Here is a 15,378-nt window from a genome sequence, read left to right as displayed (position 1 = left end):
CCCCCCCCCCGCCTCGATCATGCTGGAGGACCATGCCGCCTACATGGGCACCAAGGCGGGCGCCGACCACGTGATCCGCTGTGTGGCCAACGAATTCGGCCATCGCGGCATCCGGGCCAACTCGGTCGCGCCCGGCTTCACGGCCACGCCGATGACCGAGAAAGCGGCGAAGAATACGGCGATCACCGATACCTTCGCCAAGGAATATCCCTTGGGCCGCGTCGGCACCAGCGAGGACATCGCCGAGGCCGTCTCGTGGCTGGCGGGCGACGCCTGCTTCATGAGCGGGCAGGTGCTGCAGGTGAACGGCGGCCTGACCCTGCGCCGCAATCCCACCAACGCCGAGATCGTCTCGGCCGTGAAAGCCGCCAGATCCGCAGTGGGCCAGTCCGCCGTGGATCAGGCGGCATGATCCGGGGCGTCCACCACCTCGCCATCTCGACGCCGGACCTCGAACGGTTCGTCGATCACTACCAGCGCTGGTTCGGCTTCGAGCGCGCCGGCAAGGAGGGCGGCTGGCAGCCCGGCAACGCCCGCATCGACACTATGGTCGGCCTCACGGACAGCAGCGCCCGCTATGAGATGATCCGGCTGGGCAACCTGCATATCGAAGTCTTCGAATATGCCAGCAACGATCCGCAGGTGGTCCATCCGCGCATGTGCGACCGGGGCATCACCCATATCTGCCTCTATTGCGACGACGTCTTCGCCGAGTACGAGCGGCTCACCGCGCTGGGCATGGAGTTCAACTGCGCGCCCGGCGGCTCGGCGGCGACCCGCGCCACGTACGGCAAGGACTGCGACGGCAACGTGGTGGAACTGCTGCAGATCGTCGATCCGGACTGCGGGTTCGGGTTCGAAAAACTGGCGGTAACTGAGGCTGCGGCGTGATCGCCACGTCGTCCCGGACTTGATCCGGGACCGCTGGCGGTCTTTAGATCAGTGCTGGCAGAGGGGGCTTCGACAAGCTCAGCTAAGACCCTTCGACAAGCTCAGGGTGAGCGGAGGTCGTGTAATAACCTATAATTCCGCTCAGGCTGAGCCTGTCGAAGCCCCCGCGTCACACGCCCACGGTCCCCGAACAAGTCCGGGACGACGAAATTGGATGCACTGCTTGCCCGATACCAATCCCTACATCGACGACCCGGAACGCGAACGCCGCCTCGCCTATGCTTTCGAGGAAATCGCCCCCGACCACTACCGCGTCGCGCCGGTCCCGAGCGATCTCCTGCGCCTCTACGGCGGCATGGCGCTGTCGCAATGCCTTGCCGCCGCGCGACTGACGGTGCCGCAGGACAAGGTCGCGCACAGCCTCCACGCCTATTTTCTCCAGCCCGGCCTGATCGACCGCGCAGTGGAGTTCAGCGTCACGCGCGAGAGCGACGGACGCACGTTCTCCAACCGCACCGTACGCATGACGCAGGACGGCGCGCCGATCCTCAACCTGATGGCCTCCTTCAAGGCGCCCGAGCCTTCCGGCCGCCACGGCTTCCCGATGCCCGACGTGCCGGAGCCCGAAGGCTTGACCAGCCTCGCCGAACTGGTGGCGCAATACGGCGATCGCCTGCCCGAACGCCACCGTCCCTTCTGGCGTCGCCGCCAGCAGATCGACTGGCGCCCGATCGGCATGTTCCCGTTCGACGAGCGCGACGTTCGCCCGGCGACGCGCAGCTTCTGGTTCCGCCTGAACGACACGATCGACGGCCCGCTCGACGTCCACCAGCGCCTGCTCGCCTATGCCTCGGACCTGCACATCTTCCACACGGCGCTGGGGCCGCTGGGCATCGGCTGGGCCAACGACTTCCTGCAGAGCAGCAGCCTCGACCACGCGATCTGGTTTCATGATGACTTCCGCGTGGACGAATGGATGCTCTACGCGATGGACAGCCCCGCCGCGACCGATGCGCTGGCGCTCGGCCGGGGCAACATCTTCCGCCGCGACGGCGCTCTCGTCGCCACCGTCAGCCAGCAGGGCCTCGCGCGGATGCTGGACCAGAAACGCGAAGGAAAGCTGTGACCGAGCTGTTCACTCCCGCAAAACCGCACCGCACCTTCGAGGATCTGGAACTCGGCGAGTTCCGCCGCTCCTCCTCGCGCACGGTGACGCAGGAAGAAATGCTGGAGTTCGCACGCAAGTACGATCCGCAATGGTTCCACACCGACCCGGAAAGCGCCGCGCAGTCGGTCTTCGGCGAAGTGGTGGCGAGCGGCATCCACGTCCTCGCGCTGTGGCGGCAGATGGACCACGAGATAAACTGGGACATCGACTGGGTCTGCGGCGTGGGCTGGGACGAACTGCGCTTGAAACGCGCGATCCGGGCCGGCGACACGATCCACGTCACCAGCGAGATCGTCAGCCTCGAACCCTCCAAGACCCGCACCGATCGCGGCACGGCGATGACGCGCTATGCCGTCGTGCTGGAAGACGGGACCGAGGCGGTGACGTTCACCAGCATCAACCTGGTGTACACGCGCGGCGCGAGGGAGCGGATGGCCGGCACCGCGCGCTAGAAACGCGGGTGCCGGGCCACCCCCTCATGGCTCTGTAACCGAGGGGGCTTCGACAAGCTCAGCCTGAGCGGTGTGGAGAGCAGTTTTTCAGGTCCCGCTCAGGCTGAGCTTGTCGAAGCCCCCTCCGCCACCTACCGCCGCTGATCGAACCGCCGCCCGAGCATGGCCCCGGCTATATTGACCTTCTGGATATCGATCGCCCCGCCCGCGATGCCCCAACCCCACGAGTCCCGCAGGCGGCGCTCCATCGGGAACTCCTTCGAGTAGCCGTAAGCCCCCATCAGCTGCATCGCATCGCCCGTCACCTCGCGCGCGATGGTGTTGGCGAAGCACTTGCCGGTGGAGCTGTGCAGCACCGAAGGCAGGCCATCCTCGGCCAGCGAGGCGGCGCGCCAGATCAGCAGGCGGGCGGCCTCGATCTTCATCTGCATCTCGGCGAGCTTGATCTGCACCGCCTGGAATTCGGCGATGGGCTTGCCGAACTGCTTGCGCTCCTGAACGTAGACGCTGACGTCCTCCAGCGCGCCGGAAGCCTGCGCCAGCGACATCGTGGCATTGCCGCAGCGTTCGAGGTCGAAGGCTTCCATCAGCTTCTTGAAGCCGCCGCCGGCCTGCACGATCACGTTATCCAGCGGCACTTCGCAGTCGTCGAAGTTGATGTCCGACGACGGCACGCCGCGAAAGCCCATCAGTTCCTCGTTCGGACCGAAGGAGATGCCGGGCGCGTCCTTCTCCACCAGCACCGCGCCGATGCCCTTGGCGCCCGGATCGTCCGAGAGACGGCAGTAGACGACATAGGCGTCGGAATGCCCGCCGCCCGAGCACCAGCGCTTGGTGCCGTTGATGATCAGCTTGTCGCCCTTTACCACGCCCTTGGTCTTGAGGTCGGTCAGCGCGCTGCCCGCGTCCGGTTCGGACATGGAAACCGCCACCACCATGTCACCCGAGCAGACGGCGGGAACCACGCGCTTCTTCAGCGTGTCGGACGCAAAGTGCTCGATCGCGCGCACCGGTCCGACCGAGCTTTCGAAGATCGGAAAGCCGACCGCCGAGGAAATCTTGCCGAATTCCTCCAGCACGATCAGCGCCTCGATGTTGCCGAGGCCGAGGCCACCGAGATCGCTCGACACGTTGATGCCCAGGAAGCCCATCTCGGCATAGCGCTTGACCAGCGCGCGGCTCGGCGGCTTGTTGTCGCGCTCCAGCTCGGCAGCGATGGCGGGCAGCTCGGCGCGGGCGAAGGTGCGGGCAGCTTCCTGCAGTTGGAGCTGGTCTTCGGTCAGCTTGAAGTTCATCGTTTCTTTTCCGTCAGAGCAAATGGGGCTGTTCGATGAGGTTCGCGAGCGCGGCCATGAAGCGGCCACCGTCGGCCCCGTCGATCGCGCGGTGGTCGCACGAGAGCGAAAGGTGGAGCACCGGCACGATGCGGATCGCGCCGTCGTCGTCGATGGGCTCGGGCCGGGCAGTGCCGACCGCCAGGATCGCGCCCTGCGGCGGGTTGATGATGGCGTCGAACTGTTCGACCCCGAACCCGCCGAGGTTGGAGAGCGAAAAACTGCCGCCGGTGAATTCCTCCGGCTTGAGCTTGCCGCTGCGGGCGCGCTGGGCGAGGCCCTTCATCACACTCCCGATGTCGGCCACGGAGAGATCGTCGGCCCCGAAGACGATCGGGGTGACGAGGCCCTTGTCGGTCGCCACCGCCACCGCAACATCGGCCGAGCCGAAGCGGTGGATGTCGTTGCCGTGGACCTGCACGTTGACGGCGGGCACTTCCATCAGCGCCAGCGCGCAGGCCTTGACGATGAAGTCGTTGACGCTGGGCTTGTCCGGGCCGAGCGAGGCTCGCAGCGCCAGCAGCCGGTCCGCACGGACGCGGCGACGTACGTAGAAGTGCGGGATCTGCTGCTTGGCCTCAGTGAGCCTGCGCGCGATGGTCCGGCGCATCGAGGACATCGGCATGACATCGACATTGCCCGATGCCGGACGCGGTGCGGGCGCTGCCGCGACGGGGGCCGGGGCCGCGCTGGCGGGCGCCGGAGGGGGCGCCGGAGGGGGCGCGGGTGTCGGGGCGGCCTGCTGGACGATCGCCAGCACGTCGTCACGCCGCACTTTGCCGCGCGCGCCGGAGCCCTTGATCGTGGCGAGGTCCAACCCGTGCAGCGCGCCGAGACGGCGGGCGACAGGAGTGGAGAGCACCGGGCTGTCCGGCGTCGCCGCGAAGACGCCGACAAGCTGCGGCTGCGCCTCGGGCCGCGCAGCTTGATGCACGTCCTGCGCGAAGATGCGACCACCCCTGCCCGTGCCGGTGACGGTGGCCAAATCGACGCCAAGGCGCTGCGCCTCCGCCAGCGCGGCGGGGCTGATGGCAAGGCCCTCGGGCACCGGCGGCGCGGCGGGCGTAGCGGGCCTTTCCGGTTCCACGGCAGGTGCGGGTGCAGCATCGTCACCATCAGGCCCGAAGCCACTTTCGGACGGCGTGAACGCCGCGATCACCGCGTCGATCTCCGCCGCGCTGGCTTCGCCGCCGTCGCTCAGCACCGCCAGCAGCGCGCCGACCGGATAAGTCTGCCCGGCTTCGGCAAGGATACGCACGAAGCGGCCGTCCTTGTCCGCCTCGATCTCGTTGGTGATCTTGTCGGTCTCGACGAGCGTGAGCACGGCGCCGCGTTCGAACGGGGCATTCTCGGCCACCATCCAGTCGGCGATCGTGCCTTCGGCCATTTCGATGCCCCACTTGGGCATCGTGAAGGGCGTGAGCTTTGCCATGTGCCCTCCCCTCAGCGGAAGGCGAGGACGCGGCGAACCGCTTCCTCGATCTTCTGCGGCGAAGGCACCCAGGCACGCTCCAGATTGCGGGCGAAGGGGATCGGGCTATGCGGCGCGGTCACCATCGCGGGCGGGGCTTTCAGGCTCGTGAAGGCGCGCTCGGTCACCATCGCGGCGATATCGGCCGCCAGGCTGCAACGCGGCGGGCTTTCGTCCACCACGACGAGGCGGCCGGTCTGCTCCACCGATTCCAGGATCGCGTCCTCGTCGAGCGGACTGGTGGTGCGCAGGTCCAGCAGGTCGATACCGACGCCGTCCTTCGCCACTGCATCCGCCGCTTTTTCGGAAAAGTTCACCATGCGCCCGCAGGCGACCACGGTGACGTCGCCACCCTCGCGCACCACGCGCGCTTCGCCGAAGCGCTGGCGGTGGTCGCCCTCGGGCACTTCGCCCTTCACGCCGTAAAGCGTCTTGTGTTCGAAGAACATCACCGGATCGTCGCCGCGCAGGGCTTCGGTCAGCAGGCCCTTGGCGTCGGCCGGGGTGGTGGGCAGCACCACCTTGAGGCCGGGCATCGCCGTCAGCATCGCATAGACCGACTGGCTGTGCTGCGCCGCCGTCTGCATCCCGGCGCCATAGACCAGCCGCACCACGGCGGGGCACTTGGTCTTGCCGCCGAACATGTAGCGGAACTTGGCCATCTGGTTCCAGATCTGGTCGAGGCTGACGCCCACGAAGTCCGCGAACATCAGTTCAGCCACCGGCCGCTTGCCCGAAAGCGCCGCGCCCGCCGCCGCGCCGATGATGGCGCTTTCGCTGATGGGCGTGTCGATCACGCGCTCGGGGCCGAATTTCTTCCAGAGGCCCGGGCTGGTGCCCCAGATGCCGCCGATCGCCTCGGGGCCGCCGGCGGTGCCGTTGCCGCCCACCACGTCCTCGCCCAGCAGAATGATGTCGGAATCGCGTTCCATTTCCGCGTTCAGCGTCGAGACGATTGCCTCGCGGATGTTCATGATGGCCATTCGCTGGTCCTCAGTAATATTCGACGTAGACGTCGTCGGCGACGGTGGCGGGATCGGGCTGCTCGTCGGCACGCGCCTCGGCCACGGCTTCCTCGATCAGGGCGAGCACTTCGGCGTCGACCGCATCGAGATCCTCATCGGTCAGCAGCGCGGCGCCGGTCACGCGCGCGCGGAAGGCCCTGAGGCAGTCCCGCTCGGCACGGATGCGATCGAGTTCGCCCTTGCCGCGATAGCGCTGCGGATCGCCTTCGAAGTGGCCGTAGTAGCGCTCGGTATCCAGCTCGATCGCGGCGGGGCCGTTACCGGCGCGGACATATTCGAGCAGCTCGGTGAAGGCCGCATAAGTCTCGAAGAAGTCGCAGCCATTGGCCCGCCAGGCCTTCATCCCGAAGCCCTCGGCACGGCTGGCGATGTCCTTGCTGGTGCCCACGGCGTAGGCATCGCCGGTATGCTCGGAATAGTGGTTGTTCTCGAAGACGAAGATCGCCGGAACCTTGGTAACGACGGCCAGGTTCATCGCCTCGAAAGTGGTGCCCTGGTTGCAGGCGCCGTCGCCCGAGAAAGTCACGCCCACCCTGCCCTTGCCGTCGATGCGCGCGGCGATCGCGGCGCCCACCGCCTGCGGTGCACCGCCGCCGACGATGCCGTTGGCGCCCAGCATCCCGACGTCGAGGTCGGCGATGTGCATCGAGCCCGCGCGGCCCTTGCAGAGCCCTCCGGCGCGGCCGTAGATCTCCTTCATCATGCCCTTCACGTCGCAACCCTTGGCGATGCAGTGGCCATGGCCGCGATGGGTGGAGACGATCTTGTCGTCCACGGTCAGCTGATCGCAGATGCCCACGGCAACCGCTTCCTGCCCGGCGTAGAGGTGCGTGAAGCCGCCGATCTCGCCGGTCTTGATCTCTTCGTGCAGGCGTTCCTCGAATTCGCGGATGGTCTTCATCCGGCGATAGGCGCCCAGCAGTTCGTCGCGGTTCAGTTGCATCGCCGCTGCTCCCGTTGGTGTTCTTAAATCGTCGTCCCGAACTTGATCCGGGACCGGTGGCTGTCTTTAGGCGCGCTCTGCCGAGGGTTGGGTGACGCTCGGCCAGCGGTCCCGGATCAAGTCCGGGACGACGTCCTTGTCACAAGTCATCCGGCCCCTTCCCGTGCGTGTAGATGTAGTCGTCCAGCACCTTGTGGAAGTGGCGGATGCGCAGTTCCTGATCGCCGATGTGCAGGCCGGGGAAGAAGTCCGACTGCATGCCCGTCTGCACCGTCGGCAGGTTGAAGGCATCCTGATCGAGCACCTGACCGATGGTCTTGTCGCCGTGTTTGAAGCGCTGATGGCGGACCCGCTCCGGCCATTCCTCACCCTCGGGGACGAGGCCGAACATCCAGATGTCGTAGTACATCTTGTTCGGGTCGGTGGCGTGCGGGCGCTGACGGAACAGCATGACGTCGTCCGCGTGGACGTTCACCGACACGTTCGGGAAGATCGTGTAGTGGTAGTCGTCGGTCAGTTGCTCGTCATTGAGTTCGGAATAGTCCTTGCCCTGCGCCGCGCCATGCTCGCGCTTGAACAGTTGCACGTCGCGGCGGATGTCGGAGACGCGGCCTTCGTATTCTGCCGGGTCCATCCCCGCATGCACCATGATCTCGTGGATCGCGGGCGGGATCTGGCTCGGCATCGCCACACGCGGGGATATCGCCGCGAAGGGGATCAGGTAGCGGTTGTGCTTGCCGTAGCAGTCGATCTGGACGTTGACGTCGTCGAGATACCACTTGAGCTGCGGGTGGATGCCCTGGACGTGGTAAGTCTCGCTGAAGGCATCGACCGAAGTTTTCCAGTTGCAGTCCCACTCGACGGTGATGTCGCGCATCCACGCCATCCGCTCGGGATGATAGGGTTCGAGGTGGCGCTTCAGCGGATCGATGAAGTCGTCGAACGGCTCGACCTTCGGATCGAGCGAGAACCATACGAAGCTGTTCCACTCGACACAGGGCAGCGGCGTCAGCTTCATGCCGTCCGGGCCGCCCTGCACGAAGGTGCACAAGTCCGGGATATGCTCGAGCTTGCCGTCGAGGCCGTAAGTCCAGTGGTGATACATGCACTGGAACTTCTCGGCATTGCCGCGCCCCTCGGGACGCAGGCGGTTGCCGCGATGGAGGCACAGGTTCGGGAAGGCGCGGATCGAGCCGTCGGCCTGACGCACGATCAGCACGGATTCCTTGCCGATATCAGTGCAGATATAGTCGCCCGGTTCCTTCAGGTCGTCGGAGCGGCCGCCGAGCAGCCACACCTTGGTCCAGACGCGCTCCCACTCCAGCTTCATGAAATCGGGCGAGTAGTAGCGCGCGGCCGGGATTATGTCGGTGCCCAGCTCCGGATCGGGCGCACGCTCCGTCGGGGTGCCGTTGCCCACGGACTCGGGATCGACGCGAAACACGTCGACGACGCGCTTGACGTCCATCGACGCCCGGTCCCAGCCCATGACATGCGGCTTCATCAGAAGTGCGTCCTGTTGGTGAAGCCCCCGTCGACGACGAGGTGCGACCCGTTGCACCAGCTGGCAGCGTCGCTGGCGAGGAAGGCGATGGCCTTGGCCACTTCCTCCGGTCGGCCGAGGCGGCCCGAAGGCTGCTGGCGAAGCTGGGAAGCGTAGAACTTCTCCATCGTGCCCTTGATCATGTCCCAGTTGCCGCCCTCGAACTCGATCGGACCAGGGGAGACGACGTTGACGCGGATGCCGTTCTTGCCGTGCCACAGCGCCAGCTGCTTGCCCCAGGTGACGAGGCTGGCCTTCATCGCGTTGTAGGCCTGCGGACCGCCCATCGCCTCGCCCACCGAAGTCGAGCCGAGCAGGACGATTGCGCCGCGCTGCTGCTCGGTCATCTTTTCGATCACGCCCTCGACCGCGCGGACCACGCCCATCACGTCGGTCTCGAAGGCGTTGTACCAATACTTCTCGCTGCCCATGCCGCCGCCGGCCGAGGTGAACGGCACGAGGATATCGACGCCGTCGAGCGCTTCGATCGCCCAGTCGATCCAGGCCTTGTATTCCTCGGGCTGCTTGGCGTTGACGGCCTTGCCGACGACTTTGGTGCCGTACTTCGAGAGGTTGGCGACGGCGTCCTTGACGCTATCCTCGCTGCGCGCGGTGAGCGCGATGTCGCAGCCCTCGCGCGCCAGGACTTCGGCCACCGAGTAGCCGATGCCGCGCGCCGCGCCGACGAGGATCGCCTTCTTGCCCGCCAGTCCCAGATCCATTCGCTTCTTCCTTGTTCCGTATGGCCGCGGAGTCGGAGTGCGGCCTTGAAGTCTTGAGAGGACTGTAAGCCCCTCGCCCCGGACGATGCAATAAAAAAGACAATCACGACTGCCTTTTTTATTGCGATAGCTATGCCCCTCTCCCCAACGTCATTGCGAGGCGGCGAAGCCGACGAAGCAATCCAGGGCCGCGTAACCCGCCTTGGATTGCTTCGCTGCGCTCGCAATGACGAGCGGTGGGCTAACGCCCTTCGTCAAACCGCCTGCAACTCCGCGATCAGCCCTTCGCGCAGGCGGAACTTCTGGATCTTGGAGGTCGACATCGGCCACTCCGCGACGAAGCGCACATGACGCGGGATCTTGAAGCTGGCGATGCGGCCCTTGCAGTGGTCGATCAGTTGCTGCTCGCTGGCGCTCTCGCCCTCGGCGAGTTCGACGAAGGCGGCAGGGACTTCGGCGTAGCGGTCGTCCGGCAGGCTGACGACCTGCGCCAGCTTCACCGCCGGATGAGTCTGCAGCATGGCCTCGATCTCCGCCGCCGCGACGTTCTCGCCGCCGACTTTGAGCATGTCCTTGGTGCGGCCATGGAACATGACGTTGCCGTCCGCGTCGATCGAGCCGATGTCGCCGGAGAAGAACCAGCCGCCCCGGATGGCCTCGGCGGTCTTTTCGGGGGCGTTGTAGTAGCCCTTGAGGATGTTCGGGCCGCCCAGCACGATCTCGCCCTGCTCTCCCGGCCCGCAATCCTCGCCGGTTTCTGGATCGACGATGCGGACATTCCACTCGTCGAGCGGCACCCCGCAGCGGCCGGTGCGCACGTCATAGCTGTCGGAAAGACGGCTGGTGGAGACGGTGCCCGCGCCTTCCGTCAGCCCGTACGTGCCGACCTGGATGGTGTGCGGCATGGCCTCGGCGACCGCCAGTTTGATCCATTCGGGCTGGACCGCGAAGTTGGAGTTCATCACCCGCAGCTTCGACAGGTCGGTATCCTTGAAGGTCGGGTGGGTGATGAGGTCCTGCATGATCGTGACGAAGCTGGGATAGGCGATCGTCGCGCCCTCCTTGCCCAGCATCGCCAGCCCCACCCCGGCATCGAAGCGCGGGATCGTCATGTAGACGCCGCCAAGGTCGAGGATCATCGTCATCGGCAGGATGCCGGCGATGTGGAAGATCGGCAGCGGCGACCAGACCTTGTCCTCGCCGGTGCATTCGTAGCGCACACCGAGATTGCGGCTGTTCGCCACTTGCGCGCGGTGGCTGATCATCGCGCCCTTGGGATTGGCCGTGGTGCCCGAAGTATAGAGGATCATCGCCGTATCCTGCGGCGAGACGGCGTCGATCCGCGCATCCACTTCGGCCTCGGGCGTCTCCAGCCCCGCCCCCAGCGCCGCGCGGGCGGAAACAAGGTAAGGCGCGCACCGGTCGTCCAGGCACACGATGCTGCGCAGGCGGGGCGCCTCGGGCAAGGCAAGCGCCCAGGGATCCTCCGCCTGCGTCAGCGAGGGCAGCGCCGCTTCGAGACGCGCGCTGAAATCGAGACCGTCGGCGACTTTGCCGATGGTAATGATCGTCACGAGATCGGCGTCGGCGGCGACGAAGCCCAGTTCGCTCGCCTGATACCGCGCGTTGACCGGCACCGCGACGGCGCCCGTCATAGTGATGCCGTAGAACGCTGTGATGAAGTCCACGCAAGTCGGCAGCAGCAGACCGACGTTGTCGCCGGGCTTCACGCCCATCGCCACGAACGCCCGCGCCCAGTTGCGCGCCGCCTCGTTCAGTTCGGTATACGTCAGCCGCCGGTCCGGCAGTACGATCGCATCGCGGTCCCCGAACTTGCCTGCCGAGGATCGCACCATCTCGCCCATAGTCAGGATTGGCCTATCGCCCATTCCCGCTCTCCCATGTCCTGTGCTCTTATCAGATCGCGCGGCAAAGCGCCCGATCATGCGAACTGTGTTTGACGCCAGCTTATCAAGCGGCGGGAAAAATACAATCAGTCATGTCTGTTTTGTTTACAGGGGTGGCAAGGTGATGCCAGCGGGGCGATATCCGCAGGAATGGCCGCGATCCGGGGCCTTCGGGTGCTTGCCTAACGGGCGGTCCAGAGCGTAAGCGGATTGAATCCGCAATCACTGCCGACAGCATTTTCCAGGCGAATCACATGGCTCTTTCGCGCACGCGCACCACCCGCACTGCAAAGCCCGCCGCTCCCAAGGCGTCTCCCGCAAAGAATGGCGGCACGACCCTGCAGGCGACCAAGGCGGCACAGACGCGGGGGCGGCTGATCGAGGCGACGGTGCGCTGCCTCGTCAAGCACGGCTACGCCAACACCACGACGCCGCGCGTGGCCGAGGAGGCGGGCCTGTCTCGCGGAGCGATGATGCATCACTTCGAGAACGGCGCCGCGCTCATCAAGGCGACGATCATCGAACTGCACGAAAAGCGCCTGCGCGCTTTCCGCCGCGCCGCCGAGAAGCCGGAGGAGCACGACGTCGATACGCTGGTGGAAGTCTACTGGGCGCAGGTCCAGAAACCCGCGTTCATCGCCTTCCACGAACTTGCCGTGGCGGCGCGCACCGACAAGGACCTCGGCGCGATCCTCTTCCCGCTGCAGGAGGAATTCCGCGAACGCTTCAACGCGCAGGCTGATGCTCTTTTCCCCGAATGGCGCGATGCTCCGGCCCAGTTCGACATGGCCATGAACCTGTCCCAGACGATCCTCGAAGGCATGGCCATCGCGGTGCAAACCGGCGCGATGGACAAGGCCAAGGTCCCGGCCATGCTGACCCATCTTGAGAACCAGATCCGCGCGCTGATGCCGTGGCACAAGGGCGTCGCCGTCTCGTAAAAACAATCTTGTTTGTCTTTTTGATCGCCCGCCGCTACCGTGGTGGCGGGCAGAGGATCAACGCGGCGTAAGTCGGCCTCTGTCCCGATTCGTGAGGACAAGAGATTTGAACGCGCCCAGCAACTACACCGCGAAAGTGTTCCGCCCCGAAGACGATGGCCCGGACCGTCCGGCGCGCGGCCTTGACGAAGAGGCGCTGCGCCAGCAGTCCACGATCTACCGTGACGACATGCTCGCCGGGCAGACAGTGCTGATCACGGGCGCGGGCAGCGGCATGGGCAAGGCGGCGGCGTTCCTGGCGGCCAGGCTGGGCGCCAACGTCGCGATCTGCGGGCGCGACCTGGACAAGCTGCAGACCACCGTGGACCTCGTGCGCGAAGAGGTCGGCAACGAAGTCCTCGCCGTATCGACCAACATCCGCGATCCCGAAGGCGTCGAGGCGCTGATCGGCACGGTCCATGACCACTTCGGCGGGCTCGATACGCTGGTCAACAACGCGGGCGGGCAGTTCCCGCAGGACGCCATAGACTTCACCCGCAAGGGCTGGCTGGCGGTGATCGACACCAACCTCAACGGGACATGGTGGATGATGCAGGAAGCCGCCAAGCGCTGGCGCGAGGACGGCAAGCCGGGCAACATCGTCAACATCGTCGCCAACGTCGAGCGCGGCATGCCGCAGGCGGCGCACACCTGCGCGGCGCGCGCGGGGGTGATCTACCTGTCCAAGACGCTTGCCACCGAGTGGTCGCAGTGGAACATCCGCGTCAACTGCATCGGCCCCGGCGTGATCGAGACCGAGGGCTTCCGCATGTACCCGGAGGAAGCGCTCAAGCGCTTCCACAAGGCCAACCCGATGCGGATGCGCGGCAACGCCTGGGACGTGGCCGAGGCGATCGCCTACCTGGCCTCCCCGGCGGCGCGGTTCATCAATGGCGACCTCATCATCATGGACGGCGGGCAGGCCCAGTGGGGCGTTATCTGGCCCGCCGGAATGCCGGAATATTTCAGCGAGGACGGGGCGGCGTAGCCCTGCTCCCTCTTCCCGTCATCCCCGCGAAGGCGGGGACCCAACTGATGAGCGTGCAACAGGCACCGTCAGGAGATGGGTTCCCGCCTTCACGGGAATGACTGCTCTGTTTTTAGAAAACAACGGATGGAGAGAGACATGGGCCGGGTTGAAGGCAAAGTCGCGCTGGTCACCGGCGGCGGCTCGGGGCTGGGAGCGGCGGACTGCGAGGCGCTCGCCCGTGAAGGCGCCACCGTGGTCGTCACCGACGTGAAGCTGGAGACCGCGCTCGCCGTAGCCGACCGCATCGGTGGCGGCGCGCTGGCGATGGCGCTCGACGTGGCGGACGAAGGGCAGTGGATCGCCGTCATGCAGGAGATCGAGGCGCGCTTCGGCAGACTCGACGTGCTGGTGAACAACGCAGGCGTGGTGCTCAGCGCCGATGTCGAGGATACCACGCTCGAACAGTTCCGCTGGGTCAGCGCGATCATGACCGACGGCGTGTTCCTGGGCTGCAAGCATGCGATTCCGCTGATGAACAAGGGGAGCGGCGGCTCCATCGTCAACATGAGTTCGACCGGCGCCCTGCTCGGCTATCCGATCTTCTTCGCTTATTCCGCCGCCAAGGGCGCGGTGCGGGCGATGACCAAGTCGGTCGCGGTGATGTGCCAGGAAAAGGGCTACAAGATCCGCTGCAACTCGGTGCATCCCGGCGCGATCGAGACGCCGATGGTGCAGACCGCCGAAGGCCGCCTCGACAAGCCGAAGGAAATCCCGGACGGCGTCCTGCCTCCCGGCACGCCGGGCCATCCCAAGGACGTGGCGGCGCTGGTGCTGTTCCTCGCCTCGGACGAATCCCGCTTCATCACCGGCGCGGAGCTTGTCATCGACAACGGCGTGACGATCAGGCCGTTCTGACCGGTCAGAGCAGGAGCGGCTGCCCTTCCTCCATCGCCAGCAGCCAGGCTTTCGCCTCGATGCCGCCGGCGAAACCGGTGAGGTTGCCGCTCTTGCCGATTACCCGGTGGCACGGCGCGATGATCGAGATCGGATTGCGCCCGTTCGCCGCGCCGACCGCGCGGCTTGCACCCGGAGTGCCGAACCCGCGCGCGATCTCGCCATAGCTTCGCGTTTCGCCGAAGGGAATTTCCAGCAGCGCGGCCCAGACCTTGCGCTGGAACTCCGTGCCCCGGAAATCCAGCGGCAGGTCAAACACGCGTCGCCCGTCCGCGAAGTATTCGCGCAGCTGTGTCTGCGTGGCCGCTAGAACCGGATGTTCTTCGTCGATCAGCGGACCAAGGGGAACCCGGTCCGGCCGATCATTCTCCCACAACACCGCGACCAGCCCGGCGTCGCCGCCCACCAGCGTGAGTTCGCCCACCGGCGACGGCATCGTGCGGCGATAGAGAGGCTGTTCCATCCGCGCCTCCTTGCCGCCGCGGCGCCGGGTGTCAATCCGTCAGAGGATCATAACCGGAACATTTGTGCTATCTAACCTTTCAGCCAACGGTCCAGTTCGACGTGGAAATGCCTCAGCCGGGCTTCCTGCTCGCCCCAGAGCGGGCCACGGAATCCCCGCGAACGCGCGCCCGCCTGAACGATCGGCAGCAGGTCGGAGTCCTGATCCAGAACCTCGCCCATACCCGGCGGTTCGCCGAGCCCGGTATGGACCACCTCGGGCCGCGTCGCGCCCGTCACGTCGACGTCCGCGCCCAGCCCCATCCAGCCCGGCGCGCCATAGCCGGGCGCATCGACGTGGCGGGGGGGGGGGGGGGGGGGGGGGGGGGGAGGAGGCGGGAAATTCCCCCTCCGTCACCGACTTCGTCGGCGCCACCTCCCCGAGCAAGCTCAGGGAGGAACACGGACCTACCGCCCCATCCCGCGCGCCAGCCTGCCGAGCACTTCGCGCATCGACGCCGCGATTTCCGCAGGCTCCGGCGCGACGTCGGTGATGGCGCGCTCCATCGCCTCGGCC

Annotated in this window: 15 protein-coding genes and 1 pseudogene; 7 read left to right on the top strand and 9 right to left on the bottom strand. The window is 66.3% G+C overall.

What is annotated here, in order from left to right; translation table 11 throughout:
* The 4 genes from LH128_RS14520 to LH128_RS14505 form a co-directional block, all read left to right on the top strand.
* On the top strand, positions 1-412 hold a 412-nt coding region (locus tag LH128_RS14520), incomplete at its 5' end, for an SDR family oxidoreductase (RefSeq protein WP_037519489.1).
* Positions 409-891 (top strand): VOC family protein, encoded by a 483-nt coding sequence (locus LH128_RS14515; RefSeq protein WP_008830400.1) that lies wholly within the window; start codon positions 409-411, stop codon positions 889-891. The genes LH128_RS14520 and LH128_RS14515, both read left to right, overlap by 4 nt.
* A 214-nt stretch (positions 892-1,105) precedes the next feature.
* Positions 1,106-2,017, top strand: coding sequence for an acyl-CoA thioesterase (locus tag LH128_RS14510; protein WP_008830399.1), 912 nt, complete (start codon positions 1,106-1,108; stop codon positions 2,015-2,017).
* Entirely contained in the window at positions 2,014-2,511 is a 498-nt protein-coding gene (locus LH128_RS14505; RefSeq protein ID WP_008830398.1) for a MaoC/PaaZ C-terminal domain-containing protein, read from the top strand. Before LH128_RS14510 ends, LH128_RS14505 begins: the two co-directional genes overlap by 4 nt.
* Positions 2,512-2,642: 131 nt before the next feature.
* Here LH128_RS14505 and LH128_RS14500 read toward each other — a convergent pair whose 3' ends face one another.
* From LH128_RS14500 to LH128_RS14470, 7 genes are all read right to left on the bottom strand, one after another.
* The gene (locus tag LH128_RS14500; RefSeq protein ID WP_008830397.1) at positions 2,643-3,806 is read right to left on the bottom strand and encodes an acyl-CoA dehydrogenase family protein; all 1,164 of its coding nucleotides are present in this window, start codon (positions 3,804-3,806) and stop codon (positions 2,643-2,645) included.
* 13 nt (positions 3,807-3,819) lie between these two features.
* Positions 3,820-5,277: a 2-oxo acid dehydrogenase subunit E2 gene (locus LH128_RS14495; protein ID WP_008830396.1), complete on the bottom strand. Its 1,458-nt coding sequence runs from the start codon at positions 5,275-5,277 to the stop codon at positions 3,820-3,822.
* 11 nt (positions 5,278-5,288) lie between these two features.
* Complete coding sequence (locus tag LH128_RS14490) at positions 5,289-6,299, bottom strand: alpha-ketoacid dehydrogenase subunit beta (RefSeq protein WP_008830395.1); 1,011 nt, start codon at positions 6,297-6,299, stop codon at positions 5,289-5,291.
* A gap of 10 nt (positions 6,300-6,309) precedes the next feature.
* Positions 6,310-7,284 (bottom strand): thiamine pyrophosphate-dependent dehydrogenase E1 component subunit alpha, encoded by a 975-nt coding sequence (locus tag LH128_RS14485; RefSeq protein WP_008830394.1) that lies wholly within the window; start codon positions 7,282-7,284, stop codon positions 6,310-6,312.
* 139 nt (positions 7,285-7,423) lie between these two features.
* Positions 7,424-8,788, bottom strand: coding sequence for an aromatic ring-hydroxylating oxygenase subunit alpha (locus LH128_RS14480; RefSeq protein WP_008830393.1), 1,365 nt, complete (start codon positions 8,786-8,788; stop codon positions 7,424-7,426).
* The gene (locus LH128_RS14475) at positions 8,788-9,549 is read right to left on the bottom strand and encodes an SDR family NAD(P)-dependent oxidoreductase (protein ID WP_008830392.1); all 762 of its coding nucleotides are present in this window, start codon (positions 9,547-9,549) and stop codon (positions 8,788-8,790) included. Before LH128_RS14475 ends, LH128_RS14480 begins: the two co-directional genes overlap by 1 nt.
* Positions 9,550-9,803: 254 nt before the next feature.
* Entirely contained in the window at positions 9,804-11,438 is a 1,635-nt protein-coding gene (locus tag LH128_RS14470; RefSeq protein WP_036526583.1) for a class I adenylate-forming enzyme family protein, read from the bottom strand.
* A gap of 272 nt (positions 11,439-11,710) precedes the next feature.
* On the opposite strand from LH128_RS14470, the gene LH128_RS14465 reads away from it, so the two are divergent.
* The 3 genes from LH128_RS14465 (at position 11,711) to LH128_RS14455 (ending at position 14,321) form a co-directional block, all read left to right on the top strand.
* On the top strand, positions 11,711-12,397 hold the full coding sequence (locus LH128_RS14465; protein WP_008830390.1) for a TetR/AcrR family transcriptional regulator: 687 nt from the start codon (positions 11,711-11,713) through the stop codon (positions 12,395-12,397).
* Positions 12,398-12,503: 106 nt separating this feature from the next.
* On the top strand, positions 12,504-13,424 hold the full coding sequence (locus LH128_RS14460) for an SDR family oxidoreductase (protein WP_008830389.1): 921 nt from the start codon (positions 12,504-12,506) through the stop codon (positions 13,422-13,424).
* 138 nt (positions 13,425-13,562) lie between these two features.
* Positions 13,563-14,321 carry an SDR family oxidoreductase gene (locus tag LH128_RS14455; RefSeq protein ID WP_008830388.1) on the top strand — a complete coding sequence of 253 codons (759 nt, stop codon included), beginning with the start codon at positions 13,563-13,565 and terminating at the stop codon, positions 14,319-14,321.
* A gap of 4 nt (positions 14,322-14,325) precedes the next feature.
* On the opposite strand, the gene LH128_RS14450 is transcribed toward LH128_RS14455, so the two are convergent.
* Together LH128_RS14450 and LH128_RS14445 are read right to left on the bottom strand one after the other, a co-directional pair.
* On the bottom strand, positions 14,326-14,823 hold the full coding sequence (locus tag LH128_RS14450; protein WP_008830387.1) for a methylated-DNA--[protein]-cysteine S-methyltransferase: 498 nt from the start codon (positions 14,821-14,823) through the stop codon (positions 14,326-14,328).
* A gap of 71 nt (positions 14,824-14,894) precedes the next feature.
* Positions 14,895-15,164: pseudogene (locus LH128_RS14445) on the bottom strand (SRPBCC family protein); the annotation flags it as partial.
* Positions 15,165-15,378: the final 214 nt, after the last annotated feature.

This window comes from Sphingomonas sp. LH128 (assembly GCF_000293195.2).
GTDB lineage: Bacteria > Pseudomonadota > Alphaproteobacteria > Sphingomonadales > Sphingomonadaceae > Novosphingobium > Novosphingobium resinovorum_A.
This window is presented reverse-complemented; position numbering and strand designations above follow the sequence as displayed.